Origin of the sequence: Streptomyces caatingaensis (assembly GCF_001187435.1) — a bacterium.
Taxonomy (GTDB): Bacteria; Actinomycetota; Actinomycetes; order Streptomycetales; family Streptomycetaceae; genus Streptomyces; species Streptomyces caatingaensis.
In genome coordinates this window covers 827,059-844,535 of record NZ_LFXA01000002.1, presented here as the reverse complement: position 1 = coordinate 844,535, position 17,477 = coordinate 827,059, and the positions used below count along the sequence as shown (strand labels likewise).

14 protein-coding genes are annotated in these 17,477 nt (G+C 75.1%); 10 read left to right on the top strand and 4 right to left on the bottom strand.

What is annotated here, in order from left to right; genetic code table 11:
- Positions 1 to 209: 209 nt before the first annotated feature.
- Positions 210 to 1,787 carry an FUSC family protein gene (locus AC230_RS04330; protein WP_049714559.1) on the bottom strand — a complete coding sequence of 526 codons (1,578 nt, stop codon included), beginning with the start codon at positions 1,785 to 1,787 and terminating at the stop codon, positions 210 to 212.
- A 191-nt stretch (positions 1,788 to 1,978) separates the two neighbouring features.
- Here AC230_RS04330 and AC230_RS04325 point away from each other — a divergent pair, with 191 nt between their 5' ends.
- Positions 1,979 to 2,461: an Lrp/AsnC family transcriptional regulator gene (locus AC230_RS04325; RefSeq protein ID WP_049714558.1), complete on the top strand. Its 483-nt coding sequence runs from the start codon at positions 1,979 to 1,981 to the stop codon at positions 2,459 to 2,461.
- 164 nt (positions 2,462 to 2,625) lie between these two features.
- Positions 2,626 to 3,555, top strand: a complete 930-nt coding sequence (locus AC230_RS04320) for a D-alanyl-D-alanine carboxypeptidase family protein (protein ID WP_107082045.1) — start codon at positions 2,626 to 2,628, stop codon at positions 3,553 to 3,555.
- Between the two features lie 41 nt (positions 3,556 to 3,596).
- On the opposite strand, the gene AC230_RS04315 is transcribed toward AC230_RS04320, so the two are convergent.
- Complete coding sequence (locus tag AC230_RS04315) at positions 3,597 to 4,019, bottom strand: secondary thiamine-phosphate synthase enzyme YjbQ (protein ID WP_049714556.1); 423 nt, start codon at positions 4,017 to 4,019, stop codon at positions 3,597 to 3,599.
- Between the two features lie 61 nt (positions 4,020 to 4,080).
- On the opposite strand from AC230_RS04315, the gene AC230_RS04310 reads away from it, so the two are divergent.
- The 5 genes from AC230_RS04310 to AC230_RS04290 all read left to right on the top strand — a co-directional run bounded on the left by AC230_RS04310 (position 4,081) and on the right by AC230_RS04290 (position 9,479).
- A complete protein-coding gene (locus AC230_RS04310; protein WP_107082044.1) occupies positions 4,081 to 5,223 on the top strand; it encodes an FAD-dependent oxidoreductase in 1,143 nt (380 codons plus the stop codon).
- Between the two features lie 51 nt (positions 5,224 to 5,274).
- Positions 5,275 to 6,030: a (Fe-S)-binding protein gene (locus AC230_RS04305; protein WP_049714555.1), complete on the top strand. Its 756-nt coding sequence runs from the start codon at positions 5,275 to 5,277 to the stop codon at positions 6,028 to 6,030.
- Positions 6,027 to 7,502 (top strand): lactate utilization protein B, encoded by a 1,476-nt coding sequence (locus AC230_RS04300; RefSeq protein ID WP_049714554.1) that lies wholly within the window; start codon positions 6,027 to 6,029, stop codon positions 7,500 to 7,502. The genes AC230_RS04305 and AC230_RS04300 overlap by 4 nt, the downstream gene beginning before the upstream one ends.
- Positions 7,499 to 8,170 (top strand): LutC/YkgG family protein, encoded by a 672-nt coding sequence (locus tag AC230_RS04295; protein WP_241833065.1) that lies wholly within the window; start codon positions 7,499 to 7,501, stop codon positions 8,168 to 8,170. Before AC230_RS04300 ends, AC230_RS04295 begins: the two co-directional genes overlap by 4 nt.
- A gap of 103 nt (positions 8,171 to 8,273) precedes the next feature.
- Positions 8,274 to 9,479, top strand: coding sequence for an SGNH/GDSL hydrolase family protein (locus AC230_RS04290; protein WP_049714552.1), 1,206 nt, complete (start codon positions 8,274 to 8,276; stop codon positions 9,477 to 9,479).
- 42 nt (positions 9,480 to 9,521) lie between these two features.
- On the opposite strand, the gene AC230_RS04285 is transcribed toward AC230_RS04290, so the two are convergent.
- On the bottom strand, positions 9,522 to 11,318 hold the full coding sequence (locus tag AC230_RS04285) for an ABC transporter ATP-binding protein (protein WP_049715012.1): 1,797 nt from the start codon (positions 11,316 to 11,318) through the stop codon (positions 9,522 to 9,524).
- A gap of 178 nt (positions 11,319 to 11,496) precedes the next feature.
- On the opposite strand from AC230_RS04285, the gene AC230_RS04280 reads away from it, so the two are divergent.
- Positions 11,497 to 11,940: a MarR family winged helix-turn-helix transcriptional regulator gene (locus AC230_RS04280; protein WP_049714551.1), complete on the top strand. Its 444-nt coding sequence runs from the start codon at positions 11,497 to 11,499 to the stop codon at positions 11,938 to 11,940.
- Between the two features lie 19 nt (positions 11,941 to 11,959).
- Here the strand turns inward: AC230_RS04280 and AC230_RS04275 are convergent, their stop codons facing one another.
- A complete protein-coding gene (locus AC230_RS04275; protein WP_049714550.1) occupies positions 11,960 to 13,576 on the bottom strand; it encodes a peptide-N4-asparagine amidase in 1,617 nt (538 codons plus the stop codon).
- A 151-nt stretch (positions 13,577 to 13,727) separates the two neighbouring features.
- Here AC230_RS04275 and AC230_RS04270 point away from each other — a divergent pair, with 151 nt between their 5' ends.
- Positions 13,728 to 15,563: an ABC transporter transmembrane domain-containing protein gene (locus AC230_RS04270; RefSeq protein ID WP_049714549.1), complete on the top strand. Its 1,836-nt coding sequence runs from the start codon at positions 13,728 to 13,730 to the stop codon at positions 15,561 to 15,563.
- On the top strand, positions 15,560 to 17,338 hold the full coding sequence (locus AC230_RS04265; protein ID WP_049714548.1) for an ABC transporter ATP-binding protein: 1,779 nt from the start codon (positions 15,560 to 15,562) through the stop codon (positions 17,336 to 17,338). The genes AC230_RS04270 and AC230_RS04265 overlap by 4 nt, the downstream gene beginning before the upstream one ends.
- Positions 17,339 to 17,477 lie beyond the last annotated feature (139 nt).

Genomic DNA, 17,477 nt, shown 5'->3' with positions numbered 1-17,477 from the left:
GTCCGGCGTTTGAGGACAACCGCGCGGCAGCGCGGTTCCGGGGTGCAGGGGCGGAGCCCCGCCCCACCCGCGCGCAACGCAGCGCCAGGCCGGGGGCGGAGTCCCGCCCCACCCGCGCGGAGCGCGCCGGCGGGGCGGGCCGAGGGGCGCAGCCCCGGAAGAAACGGTGAAAGGGAGGGTCCGGGGCATATCACCCCCCGACGACGGCCCTACGCCCGCAACGGAACCGCCAGCTCCCCCAACGCCCGCTCCAGCCCCTGCAGATGGGCAAGCGCCCCCTCCCCGCCGGGAGACGGAAACAGCGCGGGAGCGGGCGCGGGCGCCGGCGCCGACCCTACCGCCGACGCCGACCCCACCGCCGAGGGCGACCCCACCGCCGAGGGCGAAGGCAACGACGCCGCCGGAGACGGCGACGTCAGCGCCCCCACCGCCGCCTCCACCCGCGCACACGCCGCCACCAGCCGCTCGTCCCGCGACGCCTCCGGATCGGCGGAGTCGGCGCAGTCGGAGGAGACGGCGGAGACGGAGGCGAGCCCGCGCACCTCGCGCGCGCACTCGTCGAGGAGGGCGAGGACACGGCGGGCCCGCTGCTTGCGGGCGCGCAGCGGGCTGAGGGGATGGACCAGCGGCGCGAGCGAGAGGCGTACGCGGCCGAGGAGCGCCTCCAGCTCGGCGACCAGCGGCGCTGGGTCGGCGTCGGGCGAGCCGGCGAGCCGGGCCGCCGCCTCCGCCGCGCAGGCGTGGACGCGGCGGAGGGCGTGCCGGATCCACGCGTCCGTCGTCGCGTGGGTCGTCACCGGCAGGACGACGACGACCGCGAGCGCCGCGCCGAGCGCGCCGACGCCGGTCTCGGCCAGGCGCAGGGCCAGCAGGCCGGGGGTGAGGACGCCGAGGAGCCCGTACAGGAGCCCGGCCATGACGGTCACGGCGAACATCATCCAGGTGTAGGAGACGGGTGCCGCGTAGAAGATCCCGAAGACGCACGCCGCGACGAGCACGGCCGTGGGTGCCCCGGCGCCGTGCAGCGGGATGGCGACGCCCGCCCCGAGGGCGATGCCGAGCACCGTGCCGGCCACGCGGCGGAAGCCGCGCACCAGGACGTCGCCCCGGGAGGCGGTGTTGACGAAGATCCACCAGACGGCGCCGACGGCCCAGTACCAGCGCTCCTGGGACAGCAGCTGTCCCGCCCCGAGCGCGAGCGCCCCCGCGACGACGGCCTGGACCGCCTGGCGGGTGGTCGTGCGGGCCAGGCCGGTCCCGGACGGCGGGGCCGGGGCGGCGGCGGGCGGCAGCCGGCGCTCGTAGCACCACAGGCCGAAGCGGACGGCGGAGGAGACCGCGAGGGAGAGCAGGGTCGCGGCGCACAGCTCGGGGAGCTGCGCGGGCACGGCGTGCAGGAACTGCGTCTCGAAGAAGGTCATGAACGCGAACACCCCGAGGGCGTGTCCGCGCGGCCCCCACCGCCGGGCGTAGACCCCGGCGCCCAGGACCGCGAGGAAGACGGCGTCCCGGGCCCAGGGCGCGCCGTGCAGCGCCGTCGCGGCGGCGAGCACGGGCAGGCCGGCCACCGGCAGCAGGGCGGTGGTGACGCCCTGGCCGCGGACCGTCGCGTCGGTGACGGTGAAGAGGGCGAGCAGCGCGGCGAGCCCGCCGGCGATCGCCGCGGTGAGGGAGTGGCCGGCGAGCCCGCAGACCGCGACCGCCGCACCGATGCCGAGGACGGCCCGGGCGCCGGCGCGCAGCCGCAGCCGGCCCGGGTCCGGAGCCACGAACACCTTCTTCAGCACCGGCACCTTCCTTTCGCACACGGAAAAGCAGTGGAGAGAGCAACGGAAAGGCGCCACGGAGATCCTCCGCAGCGCCATCGACGACACCATCAGACCATCCCGGCGGTTGATGGCTCAATAGTCTCCGCTCCGGCTGGGCCATTGGTACAGTGACCGCGCCCCGCACCCGACCCCGAGGGAGCCGTTGGCCCATGGCCGTGGACGCCCTGGACGCGAAGATCCTGCGGCTGCTGCTGGAGCGGCCGCGCACCAGCGCACGCGAGTACGCGCGCCTGCTCGGCATCGCCCGGGGCACGCTGCAGGCGCGGCTGGACCGGCTGGAGCGCACCGGGGTGATCACCGGGACCGGCCCGCGCCTCTCCCCCGCCGCGCTCGGGCATCCGGTGCTGGCGTTCGTCCACATCGAGGTGACCCAGGGGCACCTGGACCCGGTCGCGGACGGGCTGGCCGAGGTGCCCGAGATCATCGAGGCGTTCTCCGTCACCGGCGGCGGGGATCTCCTGGCCCGCGTCGCGGCGCGGGACGCCGCGCACCTGGAGGACGTGATCCAGCGCCTGGTGCGGCTGACGGGCGTGGTGCGCACCCGTACGGAGATGGTCCTGCGCGAGCGGGTGCCCTACCGGATGGTGCCGCTGGTGGACGCGGTGGGGCGCGCGGCGGAGCGCCGGACCTGAACGGGCTCACCCGCGCGGGGAGTTGGCGGACCGAGCGGCGAACGGCGGTGCGGGAGCGGGCGTCTGACACCCCGGGGTGCGGGAGGGGCACAACGGGGTGGGAGGATCAGGGGGTTCGACCCGGTTTCCAGTGAACCGGGACAAACCCGAGGATTGAGATGCATATGGTGAACATTGGGGGAAGACGGGCCTTCCGGTGGGGAGCCGGACTGACCGCGTCGACCGCCGCCCTCGCCGTCGCGCTGCCCGCGACGACCGCCGAGGCGGCCACCGGCCCGACGGGGATCGCGGCCAAGGGCGCCTTCCTGCTCGACAACGGGCCCAACCGCCAGCTGTGGGCCAAGGACGCCGACACCAAGCGGCAGATGGCCAGCACCACCAAGATCATGACGGCGACCGTGGTGCTGGACACCAAGCGCGTCAATCTCGACAAGCAGATCACGGTCAAGAAGTCGTACCGCGACTACGTCGCCCGTGAGGGCGGCAGCACCGCCGACCTGAAGGTGGGCGACAAGCTGACGGTCCGTCAGCTGCTGTACGGCATGATGCTGCCCTCCGGCTGCGACGCGGCCTACGCGCTCGCCGACAACTTCGGCACCGGCAAGACCGAGGCCCAGCGCACCAAGTCGTTCATCGCCCAGATGAACGCCAAGGCCAAGGCGCTGGGCATGAAGAACACCAGGTACGACTCGTTCGACGGCATATCGCAGTCCGGCGGGAACGTCTCCACGCCGCGCGACATCGCCAAGCTGGCCCGCCACGCCCTGGGCAACAGCACGTTCGCCACGGTCGTCAAGGCGAGCAGCACCCGCCAGAAGGCGACGAACGTCAACCGGCTGTACACCTGGTACAACACCAACCGGCTGCTGGGGTCGTACAAGGGCGCCATCGGCATCAAGACCGGCACCGGCACGGCCGCCGGCCCGTGCCTGGTCTTCGCCGCCCAGCGCGGCAAGCGCACCGTCGTGGGCGTCATCCTCAACGACCCGGCCAAGCGCTACCCGGACGCGGTGAAGATGCTCGACTGGTCGTTCAACACGAACAGCCCGAAGGTCAAGCTGCGGCAGCTGCCGAGCTTCGCCCAGCAGGACTGACGTCCCGGCGCCCGGGCCGTCGGGCCCGGGCGCCGTCCCGGTCAGCCGAGGAAGCTCAGCCGCACCCGCCGGTGCGGATTGTCCTTGTTCGTGTCGACCAGGCACACCGACTGCCAGGTCCCCAGCTCCAGCCGGCCGCCGACGACCGGCAGGGTGGCGTGCGGCGGGACGAGGGCCGGCAGGACGTGGTCGCGCCCGTGGCCCGGACTGCCGTGCCGGTGGCGCCAGCGGTCGTCCGCCGGGAGCAGGTCGTGCAGGGCCGCGAGCAGGTCGTCGTCGCTGCCGGCCCCGGTCTCCAGCACCGCCACCCCCGCCGTCGCGTGCGGGACGAAGACGTTGAGCAGCCCGTCGCGGCCGCCCGCCGCCTCCTTCAGGAACGCCTCGCAGTGCCGGGTGAGGTCGTACACGGTCTCCGAGGTGCCGGTCGTGATGTCGAGCACGTGGGTACGGAAGCTGTCGCTCATGTCACCATCATCGCCGGTCCGCCGCGGGAAGAGTCCGCCTCCCCGTCCGGTTGGCAGAACCATGAACGACATGCCGGTGGTGCACGAGGTGGACGTCGTGGTCGCGGGCGCCGGGCAGGCGGGTCTGTCCACCGCCTACCACCTGCGGCGCGACGGTTACGAGCCGGAGCGGGACTTCGTCGTCCTCGACCGCGCGCCCGGCCCCGGCGGGGCCTGGCGGCACCGCTGGCCGACGCTCACCTACGGCCGGGTCCACGGCATGCACGCGCTGCCCGGCATGCCGCTGACCGGCGCCGACGACGACCGGCCCTCGTCCGAGGTGATCGGCGGCTACTTCGCGGCCTACGAGGACGCCTTCGGCCTGCGCGTACGGCGGCCCGTCGCGGTGCGCGCGGTGCGCGAGGCGGGCGACGGGCGGCTGCGCGTCGAGACCTCGGACGGCGTGTGGCTCGCCCGGGCCCTGGTCAACGCCACCGGCACCTGGGACCGGCCCTTCTGGCCCCGCTACCCCGGCCAGGAGCTCTTCCGCGGCCGCCAGTTGCACACCGCGCAGTACGCGGGCCCGGAGGAGTTCGCCGGGCGGCGGGTCGTGGTCGTCGGCGGCGGCACCTCCGCCGTGCAGCACCTCCTGGAGATCGCCGAGGTGGCGACCGCGACGACCTGGGTCACCCGCCGGCCGCCGGTCTTCCGCGAGGGCCCCTTCGACGAGGAGCGCGGCCGGGAGGCGGTGGCGCTCGTCGAGGAGCGCGTCCGGCACGGGCTGCCGCCGCAGAGCGTGGTGTCGGTGACGGGGCTGCCGATGACGGAGGCGATGCGCCGCGCCGAGGAGGCGGGCGTCCTGCGCCGGCTGCCGATGTTCGACCGCCTCACGCCCACCGGCGTCGCCTGGGCCGACGGCACGGAGACGGCCGCCGACACGGTCCTGTGGGCCACCGGCTTCCGCGCCGCCCTCGACCACCTCGCACCACTGCGGCTGCGCGAACCCGGCGGCGGCATCCGCGTCGAGGGCACGCGGGCGGTCCGCGACCCCCGCGTCCACCTCGTCGGCTACGGACCGTCGGCGAGCACCATCGGCGCCAACCGCGCGGGACGCGAGGCGGTGCGCGCCCTCCGGCGGCCGCCGCTCCCGGCCCGCCCCGCGACCGGGCGGCCCCGCCCCGAACCGGCCCTGGCCGGAGCGGCACCGGGCCCGGCCGGGGCCTGAGGGGGTCCCGGTCACCCCTCCCCCGGCGAAGGGCCCTCGTAGCATGCACCCATGGTGCAACGACCTCCCCGCGTGGCCCTTCACATCACCTGCGTCAACGACACCCTCTATCCCCGCACCGGACGCGCCGTCGTCACCCTCCTCGAACGCCTCGGCGTCCGCGTCGACTTCCCCATGGCCCAGACCTGTTGCGGTCAGCCGTTCCTCAACTCCGGGTACCGGCGCCGCGCCGAGCCGCTGGTGCGGCGGCACGCCGCCGCGTTCCGCGGTTACGACCACGTCGTCACGCCGTCGGGCTCCTGCGCCGCCATGGTGCGCGAGCAGCACCCGCGCGTCGCCGCCCGGTCCGGCGACGACGGACTGACCGCGGCCGTCGCCGAAGTGGCCTCCCGCACCTACGAGCTGACGGAGTATCTGGTCGACGTGCTGGGCGTGACGGACGTCGGCGCCCACTACCCCCACACCGTCACCTACCACCCCACCTGCCACGGACTGCGCACGCTGGGCCTGGGCGACCGGCCCCGCCGGCTGCTGGAACACGTCAAGGGGCTGGAGCTGCGCGAGCTGCCGGGGGCCGAGGAGTGCTGCGGCTTCGGCGGCACGTTCGCCGTCAAGAACCCCGCCGTCTCGGCCGCGATGGGCCGGGACAAGGCCCGCGCCGTCACCGCCACCGGCGCCCGCGCCCTGTGCGCGGTCGACAACTCCTGCCTCATGCACATCGGCGGCGTCCTCACCCGGCAGGGCTCGCCCGTCCGCCCGGTGCACCTCGCCGAGATCCTGGCCGCCACGGAAGGAGACGCGCGATGAGCGGCCCCGTCCCCCTCGGCATGCCCGCCTTCCCGGACGCCGCCGCCGTCTCCACCCGCGACGCCCGGCTGCGCGCCACCCTCCGGCACGCCACCCGCACCATCCGAGCCAAGCGCGGCGCCGCCGTCGCCGAACTCGACGACTGGCGCCAACTGCGCGCCGCCGCCGCGGCCGTCAAGGACCGCACCCTGCGCCACCTCGACCACCACCTCGTACGGCTGGAGGAGCGCGTCACCGCGGCGGGCGGTACGGTGCACTGGGCCGCCGACGCCGACGAGGCCAACCGGATCGTCACCGCCCTGGTCCGGGAGACCGGCGAACGGGAGGTCCTCAAGGTCAAGTCCATGACCACCCAGGAGACCGGCCTCAACGCCGCCCTCGCCGAGGCCGGCGTCCGCGCCTACGAGACCGACCTCGCCGAGCTCATCGTCCAGCTCGGCGACGACCTGCCCTCGCACCTCCTCGTCCCCGCGATCCACCGCGGCCGCTCCGAGATCCGCGGGATCTTCCGCGACCGCATGGCCGACTGGGGCCGCCCGGCGCCCGCGGGGCTGACCGACCGGCCCGCCGACCTCGCCGAGGCGGCGCGCCTGCACCTGCGCGAGAAGTTCCTGCGGGCGCGGGTCGCGGTGTCCGGCGCCAACTTCATGGTCGCCGAGACCGGCACCCTGGTCGTCGTCGAGTCCGAGGGCAACGGCCGCATGTGCCTCACGCTGCCCGAGACGCTGATCTCCGTCGTCGGCATCGAGAAGGTGGTGCCCACCTGGCGGGACCTGGAGGTCTACCTCCAGCTCCTGCCCCGCTCCTCGACCGCCGAGCGCATGAACCCCTACACGTCCATGTGGACGGGCACGACGGACGGCGACGGACCGCGCGCCTTCCACCTGGTGCTGCTCGACAACGGCCGCACCGACACGCTCGCCGACGCGGTCGGCCGGCAGGTGCTGCGCTGCATCCGGTGCTCCGCCTGCCTCAACGTCTGCCCGGTCTACGAGCGGGCCGGCGGCCACGCCTACGGCTCCCCCTACCCCGGCCCCATCGGCGCCGTCCTCACCCCCCAACTGCGCGGCACCGCCTCCGCGCTGGAGGAGTCGCTGCCGTTCGCGTCGTCCCTGTGCGGCGCCTGCTACGAGGTCTGCCCGGTCGCCATCGACATCCCCGAAGTCCTCCTCCACCTGCGGGAACGGGTGGCCGAGGGCGGCGAGGCCACCGTCCGGGGCGTCCGGGCCGTCGTCCGGCCGGCCCGCCGGCACGCCCTGGAGCGCGGTCTGATGGCGGCCGCTGGCCTGACTCTGCAGCACCCCGGGGCGCTGCGGAGCGGGCAGCGGCTCGCGGCGCGGCTGCGCCGCCTGCGCCCGCGGCGGCTGCCGGGACCGGGCCGGGCGTGGACGGACAGCCGGGACCTGCCCGAGGTCCCCGAGGAGTCGTTCCGGGACTGGTGGGCGCGGACGCGAGGAGGTGCGTCGTCGTGAAAGGGACGGACGGCGGGGCGAGCAGGGCGCGGATCCTGGCGCGGGTGCGGCGGGCGCTGGCGGACGTACCGGCGCACGAGCGGCCGCGCGACCACCCCGTCGCCCGCGACTACCTGCGGGTCCACGGGCGCCGCTCCCCCGCCGAGTCGGCCGCGCTCCTCGCCGCGCACCTGGCGGACTACCGGGCCCGGGTGCACCGCTGCGGCGCCGACGGACTGCCGCGGCTGCTGCGGGACCTGCTGGCGGAGCGGGGCGCACGGCGGGTCGTGGTGCCGGCCGGGCCGCCCGAGGAGTGGCTGGCCGGGGCGCCGGTGGAGCGGGTGCCGGACTCGCCCGCGCTGACGCCGTACGACCTGGACGCGGTGGACGCCGTCGTCACCGGGTGCGCGCTGGCGATCGCGGAGACCGGCACCCTCGTGCTCGACGGGGGCCCGGGGCAGGGACGCCGGCGCGTCACCCTGGTGCCCGACCACCACATCTGCGTGGTGCGCACCGCGGACCAGATCGTGGACTCGGTGCCGCAGGCGCTCGAACGCCTCGACCCGCTGCGCCCGTTGACGTGGGTCTCGGGCCCGTCGGCCACCAGCGACATCGAACTCGACCGCGTCGAGGGCGTCCACGGGCCCCGGCTGCTCGACGTCGTCCTCGTCGCCGACGCCGCTGGGTGACCTTGGCAGTGGTACGAAGCCCCGGTGTCTGGGTGGCGCTGCGGCCGGGCGGCAGGCTGGTTCCCGTTCGGCAGGAACGATCGTCCGAAAGGGGCGCAGCAGCATGACCGTTCAGATGGCGGAGACGGCGGAGACGGACCGGGCCGGGGCATCTACCGGCTGGTCGGCGGGGTGGTCGGCGGCGGTGCAGCGGCCGGGTGCCAACTTCGGGGAGAACTGGTCGGAGACCGGCTTCGACCGGCAGAGCGTGCGGCAGGTCGTCCGGCTGACGGGCGGCGGCACGTCGGCCCGCGTCCGGCTGTCGAACCGCTACGGCGACGCGCCGCTGGCGGTCGCCGCGGCGTCCGTCGCGCTCGCCTCGGAGGGCGCGGCCGTGCGGCCGGGAACGGTACGGGAGTTGACCTTCGGCGGCGCGGCCACCGTGCGGGTGGCGGCGGGCGGGGAGGTGTGGAGCGACCCGGTGGAGCTGCGGACCGCGCCGTCCGGCCGGGTGGCGGTGACGCTGTACTTCGCCCGCCCGACCGGGCCCGTGACCTTCCACGCGCAGGCGTGGACGGACAGTTACCGCGCCGCGGGCGACCGCACGCGGGAGGCGGGCGGGGAGTCCTTCGGGGAGTCCACCCGGTCCTGGTACGTCCTCTCGGACGTCGAGGTGGCCGGCGCGGGCGCCGGCGCGGAGGCCGTGGTGGCGTTCGGTGACTCCATCACCGACGGCTTCGGCTCCACCCCGAACGCCGACCGCCGCTACCCCGACGCCCTCGCCGCGCGACTGACCGCCGCCGGGTGGCCGTTGGCGGTGGTCAACGCGGGCATCGGAGGGAACCTGCTGCTCAACGACTCGCTCTGGTTCGGCGAGGCGGCGCTCGCGCGCTTCGAGCGCGATGTGCTGGACCGGCCGGGGGTGCGGGCCGTGATCGTGCACCTGGGTCTCAACGACATCGGTTTCAGCGAGGTCGACCTTCCGACGTACAAGCCGGACGCCCCGGTGTCCGTCGAGGAGTTGACCGCCGGCCACCGGGAGCTCGTCCGGCGCGCCCGGGCGCGGGGGGTCCGGGTGATCGGGGGGACGATCACCCCCTTCAAGGGGTCGGAGTATCACAACGCGCGGGCGGAGGCGAAGCGTTCTGCGCTGAACGCGTGGATCCGGGGGGCGGGTGAGTACGACTCGGTTGCGGATTTCGCGGCGGTGCTGGGTTCGCCGGACGATCCGGAGGTGCTTGCGGCTGCCTTCGACTCGGGCGATCGCAAGCATCCCAATGATGCGGGGTTCCGGGTGATGGCGGGGGCGGTGGATCTGGCTGCGCTGTGAGTGATGGGGGGTGCCCCAGCCCCTCCCCCAGGGGGCACCCCCTCACACCGGCACCGTCGGCCTCGCATCCCGCCGCACCAGCGCCGCATACCGCCCCTCCGCCGCCAGCAGCTCCGCGTGCCGGCCCCGCTCGGCGACCCGGCCCCCGTCGAGCACGACGATCTGGTCGGCCCCCCGCACGGTGGAGAGCCGATGAGCGATCGTGATCGTCGTCCGCCCGGCGGAGAGCGCGTCGATCGCCCGCTGCACGGCCTGCTCGGTGCGCGTGTCCAGCGCGGACGTCGCCTCGTCGAGGACGAGGACCGGCGGGTCGCGCAGAATGGTCCGCGCGAGGGCCAGCCGCTGTTTCTCGCCCCCGGAGAAGCGGTGCCCCCGCTCGCCGACCACGGTGTCGTAGCCGTCGGGCAGGGCGGCGATGTGGTCGTGGATCTGGGCGGCCTCGGCCGCCGCGCGGATCTCCTCGTCCGTCGCGTCCGGCTTGGCGAAGCGCAGGTTGTCGGCGACGGAGGCGTGGAAGAGGTAGGTCTCCTGGGAGACGATGCCGACGGCGCGGGAGAGGGTGTCGAAGGAGAGGTCGCGGACGTCGGTGCCGTCGATGAGGACGCGGCCGCCGGTGACGTCGTAGAGCCGGGGGACGAGGTGGGCCAGCGTGCTCTTGCCGGAGCCGGTGGCGCCGACGACGGCGAGGCTGGTGCCGGCGGGGATGTCGAGGTCGATGCCGTCGAGGGTGGTGCGGTCGGCGTCGTAGGCGAAGGTGACGTTCTCGAAGCGGACGTCGCCGCGGATCTTCTCCAGGCGGACGGGGCGCTCGGGTTCGGCGATGTCGACGGACAGGTCGAGGTATTCGAAGATGCGCTGGAAGAGGGCGAGCGAGGTCTGCACCTGGACGCCGGTGGACAGCAGGGAGACCGTGGGCCGCAGCAGGCCCTGCTGGAGGGAGACGAAGGCGACCAGGGTGCCGAGGGAGATCTCCGGGCCGCCGGTCTTCAGGGCGATGCCGGCGGCCCAGTAGAGGAGGGCGGGCATGGCGGCCATGACGACGCCGATGGTGGACATCCGCCAGCGCCCGGCCATGCTGGCCCGCACCTCCAGCCCGACCAGCCGCTCGGACTCCCCGGCGAAGGCGGCGGTGAGCGAGTCGGCGCGGCCCATGGTGCGGCCGAGCACGATGCCGCTGACGGAGAGCGACTCGGTGACCATCGTGGCCATGGCCGCCATCTGCTTCTGCCGCTGCGAGGTGATCTTCTTCCGCTCGCGGCCCACCCGGTGGCTGACCCAGACGAACAGCGGCAGCAGGAGCAGCGAGACCGCGGTGAGCCGCCAGTCGAGGGCGAGCATGGCGACGACCGTGGCGACGACGCTGGTGAGGTTGGAGACCAGTGAGGTGGCGGTGGAGGTGACGGTGGCCTGCATGCCGCCGATGTCGTTGGCGATGCGGGACTGGACCTCGCCGGTGCGGGTGCGGGTGAAGAAGGCGAGCGGCATGCTCTGGAGCCGGGCGTAGACGGCGGTCCGCAGGTCGTGCATCACGCGCTGGCCGACGGTGGTGGAGATCAGCGTCTGGAGCACGCCGAAGACGCTGTTGACCACGGCGGCGGCGATCATGCCGAGGGCGAGCAGGGTCAGCAGTCCGGTGCGGCGCTCCGGGAGGGCGACGTCGAGGACCTCGCGCAGCAGGAACGGCGAGGCGACCGTGACCAGGGACGAGGCGGCGACGAGCAGGCCGACGACGGCGAGCCGGCCGCGGTAGGGGCGGAAGAGCCCCAGGATGCGGCGGACTTGGGCCGGGCGTTCGGGGTCGGCGGGCGGCGGGGTCCACTCCGGTTCTTCGGGACGCAGGTCGGGACGCATGGGCTCCTTCGGCGCGGTCGGCTCCGCCGCCCGGGGCGGACGGAGGCGGGGGTGCGGGGACGGCAGGGCGGAGCGGGGCGGCCGGACGGCGGTCCGGCCACCGCAGCAGAGCATAGCTCACTGTTACCTATACTCACAATGCACGGAGTCCTGATAGCCTGTGCCGATGACCGTCCCCGACACGTCCGGCCAGCTCGCCGAGCAGCTCCTGCGGCTCACCCGCAGGCTCAACCGGGCGCAGAAGCGTTACCTGGACCCGGTCGGCATCACGCCCGCCCAGTCCCGGCTGCTGCGCAGCGTCGCGCACTGCGAGGCCCCGCCGCGCATGGCCGACCTGGCCGAGCGGCTGGAGGTCGTCCCCCGGGCGGTCACCACCCTGGTCGACGCGCTGGAGGCGAACGGCGCGGTGCGCCGCGTCCCCGACCCGGCCAACCGCCGGGTGATCCGGATCGAACTGACCGACCGCGGCCGGGAGATCCTGCGGGCCCTGCGCGAGGCGCGGCGCGCGGCGGTCGAGGAGATCCTCTCGCCGCTGACCGCCGAGCAGCGCGAGATGCTCGGCGGTCTGCTGGGCGAGCTCATGCAGGGCTCCGCCCCGCACCGCCACTGAGGGCCTGGGGCCCGGAGGTTCAGCAGCGCGAGCGGTCCTCCGTCAGCTCCCCCTGCGCCGTGGCCAGCGTCCGGTCCCAGCAGGCGCCGGGGCCGAGGAGCCGGTAGCGCTCGCGGGAGACGCCGGTGGCGTGCCGCTGGTCGCGCGGCACGTTCTGCTGGTAGGCGGCCTCGCCGCTCCAGCGGTCGTCCAGCAGCGACCAGCCGGTCCGTTCGCCGCCCCGCAGGGTGACGGCGTCGGCGCGGTCGCCGGTCGTCAGGACCGTCCGCAGCCGGGGTCCGGCGGCGCCGGTGATCGCGCCGTCGAGGGTGTAGGCGCGGTGGACGCGGTGCGTGGTGGCGGGTCCGCGGCCGCGCACGGTGACGCTCTCGTCGTCGGTCCAGCGGGCGTCGAGCGCGTCGGTGTCCTCGCCTCCGGTCCAGCGGTGCGTGGACGAGGCGCCGACCCGGCGGGCGACGGTGGTGGCGACGCGGCCGTGCGAGGTGTCCAGGTAGCCGGAGACCGTCAGGGAGTGGTGGGCGTCGGAGGTGACGCGGTGCTCGCCGCCCGGCCGGTAGGCGGTGGTGCCGCCGGGCGTGCCCTCCTCGTGCGCGGTGAGGGCGCCGGTGACCCGGGACGCGCCGTGGTCCTGCCAGACCAGGACGTTGACGGGGGTGCTCCACCCGCTCCGCCCCTCGGGGACGCCGGCGACGGACACCGTGATCCGGTGCGGCCGCCCGTCGTCCAACTGCCCGGCGAACGGCGTCAGATCGTATGCGACGGGCTTGACGTCGAAGGCGCGCGGGCCCGGTATCACGTACCAGAGGAAGGGGTTCGACCAGCCGCCGGTCCATATCGTCGGATGCGGCGCGGCGATCCCGGCGAGCTTCCCGTCCACGGCGATCCGCACCTCGCGCTGCGGTCCGGCGGCGGCCTTGCAGGAGTACGGCGCGGCCTCGGGGACCGCGAGGTACCAGAACTCCTCGCAGCCGCCGCCCGATCCGGTCGCGTAGACCTCGGCCACGATCCGCTCGCTGTTGCGCGGCACGGTCAGCGCGCCCTCGTACGCCGTGCCCGCCTCGTGCGCGCCGTCCAGGGTGAGGACGCGGTCGGGGGCGGCGGCCGGCCTCGTCCGTCCCTCGGCGGCGTAGAAGGTCAGGGTCGCCTTGACCTTGATGACACCGGTGTAGGTCTCGTTCACGGTGTTGCCGATGAGCATCTCGACCGGCTGCGCGGTGCGCAGGGTGGCGGCGTAGCGGGTGACGTCCTTCTCGACGTGCCAGGAGATGCCGCGGGGCGAGGGTTCGGGGGTCGAGGTGCGCAGGACCTCGACGCCTCCGACGCGCAGGTAGCCCAGGCGGTCGTACTGCCGCCCGGCCACGGAGCCGTCGAGGCGCAGCACCACCTTGCTCCAGCGCTTTCCGCAGCCCTCGGGGGGCGCGTAGGAGCCCTTGTAGGGCGTGTAGTCGCGGAACTCGGTCTCCGCCACGGTGACGTGGCAGGAAGAGGTGCCGGGCGTGGCCACCGGGGGTCCGGCGGTGACCGGGTCGTGCCAGTCGTCGCCGAACTCGGCGGGCGGACCGGCCGCGTTCGCGGGAACCGCGCCCAGCGCGAGGGCGGTGACCGCGGCGCACAGGGCGAGCAACAGTCGTCTCATGGGGTCGGAGTGAAGCGTGTCGAACGGCGGCGCACCAGTACCCCTTTGGCCTCCTTGCGCAAAGCCCCTGCGGGAAAAACCGGTTGAACGCCGCGGTGCCGACCCGTCAGGCTGGATCATCTCCGCCCGCTCCCCCTCCCCCTGGGACGCCATGCGAATCCGCGACCTCCCCTATCCCGACCCCGGCACGCCCGACGTCCGTTCGGGCCCCCGTTTCCTCCTCTGGCTCTCCCGCCGCCAACTGGGCGGGCAGGTCAAGGCCCTGGCCTGGGGCACGCTCCACATGGCCGCCGTGGCCGCGCTCCCGCTCGCGGTGGGCACCACCGTGCAGGCGGTGGTGGACCGCTCGGGTGCCCGGCTGGCGGCGGCGGGCGGGCTGATCCTCGTCCTCGCCCTGCTGACCGCGCTGGGCGACACGATGCTGCACCGGGCGGCCGTCGGCAACTGGATCACCGCCGCGGCCCGGGTGCAGCAGCTTCTGGCCCGCCGGACGGCCGCGTTGGGGGCCACGCTGACGCGGCGGGTCGCGGCGGGCGAGGTCGTCGCCGTGAGCGCGGGGGACGTCGAGCGGATCGGCTGGTTCGTGGAGGCCGAGTCCCGCTTCCTGTCCGCGGCGCTCGCCTCGGTGGCCGTCTGCGTCGCCCTCGTCGTCTACGAACCGTCCCTCGGCCTGGTCGTCGCGGCCGGCCTGCCCGTCCTGGCCCTGGCCGTCATGCCGTTGCTGCCGCGCGCGACCCGGCGGGCCGACGAGCAGCGGGAGAAGGCCGGGTACGCCACCGAGCTGGCCGCCGACACCGTCGCGGGCCTCAGGGTGCTGCGCGGCATCGGCGGCGAGGAACTGTTCCTCGCGCGCTACCGGCGCGCCTCGCAGGAGGTGCGGACGGCGGCGGTGCGCAGCGCCCGGATGTGGTCGCTGATCGCCGCGGTGCAGGTGGCGCTGCCGGGGCTGCTGATGATCGCGGTCGTCTGGTTCGGGGTCGGCCTGGTGCGCGAAGGACGGGTCGGGGTGGGTGAGTTGGTGACCGTCTACGGCGTGGTCACCTTCCTGCTGTATCCGCTGCGGCAGGTCGAGGAGATCGCGATGGCCTGGTCCTTCGCGGGCCCGTCGGCGCGGCGCGCGGCCCGGCTGCTGGCCCTGCGGCGCACGGACGACGGCGGTCCCGTCCCGGGTGATCCCGCCCCCGGGGATCCGGCGCCTGGTGAGTCCGTCCCCGGTGATCCCGTCCCCGGCGATCCGGTGCCCGTCCTGACCGGTGGCCTGTACGACCCCGGGACCGGACTGGAGGCGCCGCAGGGGCAGTTGACGGCCGTGGTGTGCGGCGATCCGGACGCGGCCGGGAGGCTGGCCGACCGGCTCGGCGGGCACGCCCCGCAGGGCACGGCGGGCGTGCCGTCGGCCCGGCTGGGCGGGGTCCCGCTGGACGAGGTGCCGTTGGCGGCGGCCCGCGCGGCGGTGTTGGTGCAGGACAAGGACCCGGTGCTGCTGGCCGGCACGCTCGAGGAGCTGCTGGACGTGCCGTCCTCGGGCCGGGTGACGGCGGAGGCGGCCCTGGCGGCCGCCCAGTGCGGGGACGTGCTCGACTCCCTGCGGCGCTCCTCGGCCGACCCGTCGGCGGGTCCGATGCGGGCGCACGTCACCGAGCGGGGCCGTTCGCTGTCGGGCGGCCAGCGCCAGCGCCTGGCGCTGGCCCGCTCGTTGATCACGGATCCCGAGGTCCTCGTCCTCGACGAGCCGACCTCCGCGGTGGACGCGCACACCGAGGCGCGGATCGCCGACGGGCTGCGCGAGCTGCGCGCGGGCCGGACGACGGTCGTGTTCACCTCCAGCCCGCTGCTGCTCGACCGCGCGGACCGGGTGGTCCTGGTCCGCGAGGGCAGGGCGGTGGCGACGGGGCGGCACGACGAACTGCTGCGCACCACACCGGAGTACCGGGCGGTGGTCACCCGCGAGACCACGCCCGAACCATGGATCGGAGAGCCCGCGTGATCGGCGTACCGCCCCCGTCCGTCGACCCGGCCGCCCCGGAGTCGGCCACGACCCTGCCCGTCGGCGGGCCCGCCACGGTCCGCCGCTGCGTGCGGGAGCTGCTGCGCCGGCACCGCCGCGCGCTCGCCCTGCTGGTGGGCGTCAACGCGGTGGCCGTCATCGCGTCGATGGCCGGCCCGCATCTGCTGGGCGGGCTCGTCGAGGACCTCGCGGCGGGTGACGACGTCCAACTGGGCCGGGCCGTCTCGCTGTTCGCGGTGGCGCTCGCGGTGCAGACGCTCTTCACCCGGATCGTGCGGGTGCGCGGCGCGATGCTCGGCGAGGAGATGCTCGCCGATCTGCGGGAGGACTTCCTCGTCCGCTCGGTCCGGCTGCCGCCGGGCGTCCTGGAGCGGGCCGGCACCGGCGACCTGCTCTCCCGGGTCACCACCGACGTCGACCGGCTGGCCGAGGCCATGCGCGAGGCCGTCCCCGAGCTGGCCATCGGCGTCGTGTGGGGCGTGCTGCTGCTCGGCGCCCTGACGGCGACGGCCCCGCCGCTGGCGCTGTCCGTCCTGGTCGCGCTGCCGCTGCTGGTCTGGGGCTGCCGCTGGTACTTCCCGCGCGCCCCGCGCGCCTACCGCTCCGAGGCCGCCGGGTACGCCGCGGTCTCCGCCGTGCTCGCCGAGACGGTGGACGCGGGCCGCACCGTCGAGGCCCACCGGCTGGGCGCGCGCCGGGTCGCCCTCTCCGACCGCCGGATCAAGGAGTGGACGAGCTGGGAGCGGTACACCCTCTGGCTGCGCACCGTCTTCTACCCCGTGATCAACCTGACCCACATGCTGGTGATCGGCTCCGTGCTGCTCCTCGGCGGTTTCTTCGTCCTGCGCGGCTGGATGTCGGTGGGCCAGCTGACGGCCGGGGCGCTGTACGCGCAGATGCTGACCGAGCCGGTGGGGATCGTCCTGCGCTGGTACGACGAGCTCCAGGTCGCCCAGGTGTCGCTGGGGCGGCTGGTGGGGGTGCGCGAGATCGAGCCCGACGCGGGGGACGAGCGGGTCCGGCCCTCGGGCCGGGACGTCCGGGCGGACGACGTCCGCTTCGGCTACGGCTCCCACGCGGACGTCCTGCACGGCGTCTCCCTCGACGTCCCGCCGGGGACGCGGCTGGCCCTCGTCGGCCCGTCCGGGGCCGGCAAGTCCACGCTGGGCCGGCTGCTCGCCGGGATCTACGCGCCCCGGGCGGGGTCGGTGACGCTCGGCGGGGCGGAGCTGTCCCGGATGCCGACGGAGCGGGTGCGGCGGCATGTCGCCCTGGTCAACCAGGAGCACCACGTCTTCGTCGGCTCGCTCCGTGACAACCTGCTGCTGGCCCGGCCCGAGGCGTCGGACGAGGAGCTGTGGTCCGCGCTCGGGGCGGTGGACGCGGAGGGGTGGGCGCGGGGGCTCCCCGACGGCCTCGCCACGGCGGTGGGCTCCGGCGGGCTCGCCCTCACGCCGGCCCGGGCCCAGCAGGTCGCCCTGGCGCGGCTGGTCCTGGCGGACCCGCACACGCTCGTTCTCGACGAGGCGACGTCGCTGCTCGATCCGCGGGCGGCGCGGCATCTGGAGAGTTCGCTGGCGAAGGTGCTGGCGGGGCGGACGGTCGTCGCGATCGCGCATCGGTTGCACACGGCGCACGACGCGGATGTGATCGCTGTCGCGGAGGACGGCCGGATCAGTGAGCTGGGCTCGCATGAGGAGCTGGTGGCGGCGGGTGGGGCGTATGCGGCGTTGTGGCGGTCGTGGCAGCGGTAGTTGTCCGCGGAGGGTTTTCTCCCCGCCCCGCCCTTTCCCGTTTCTCCCGGGGCTCCGCCCCTCGGCCCGGCACCGCGCTCCGCGCGGTGGGCGGGGCTCCGCCCCTGCACCCCGCCGGGGGCTTCGCCCCCTGGCCCCC

Coding starts and splice junctions, on each gene's coding strand:
- AC230_RS04310 (WP_107082044.1), top strand. CDS start 4,081: ATGAACGACATGCCGGTGGTGCACGAGGTGGACGTCGTGGTCGCGGGC.
- AC230_RS04315 (WP_049714556.1), bottom strand. CDS start 4,019: ATGAGCGACAGCTTCCGTACCCACGTGCTCGACATCACGACCGGCACC.
- AC230_RS04305 (WP_049714555.1), top strand. CDS start 5,275: ATGGTGCAACGACCTCCCCGCGTGGCCCTTCACATCACCTGCGTCAAC.
- AC230_RS04275 (WP_049714550.1), bottom strand. CDS start 13,576: ATGAGACGACTGTTGCTCGCCCTGTGCGCCGCGGTCACCGCCCTCGCG.
- AC230_RS04325 (WP_049714558.1), top strand. CDS start 1,979: ATGGCCGTGGACGCCCTGGACGCGAAGATCCTGCGGCTGCTGCTGGAG.
- AC230_RS04280 (WP_049714551.1), top strand. CDS start 11,497: ATGACCGTCCCCGACACGTCCGGCCAGCTCGCCGAGCAGCTCCTGCGG.
- AC230_RS04300 (WP_049714554.1), top strand. CDS start 6,027: ATGAGCGGCCCCGTCCCCCTCGGCATGCCCGCCTTCCCGGACGCCGCC.
- AC230_RS04290 (WP_049714552.1), top strand. CDS start 8,274: ATGACCGTTCAGATGGCGGAGACGGCGGAGACGGACCGGGCCGGGGCA.
- AC230_RS04320 (WP_107082045.1), top strand. CDS start 2,626: ATGGTGAACATTGGGGGAAGACGGGCCTTCCGGTGGGGAGCCGGACTG.
- AC230_RS04270 (WP_049714549.1), top strand. CDS start 13,728: ATGCGAATCCGCGACCTCCCCTATCCCGACCCCGGCACGCCCGACGTC.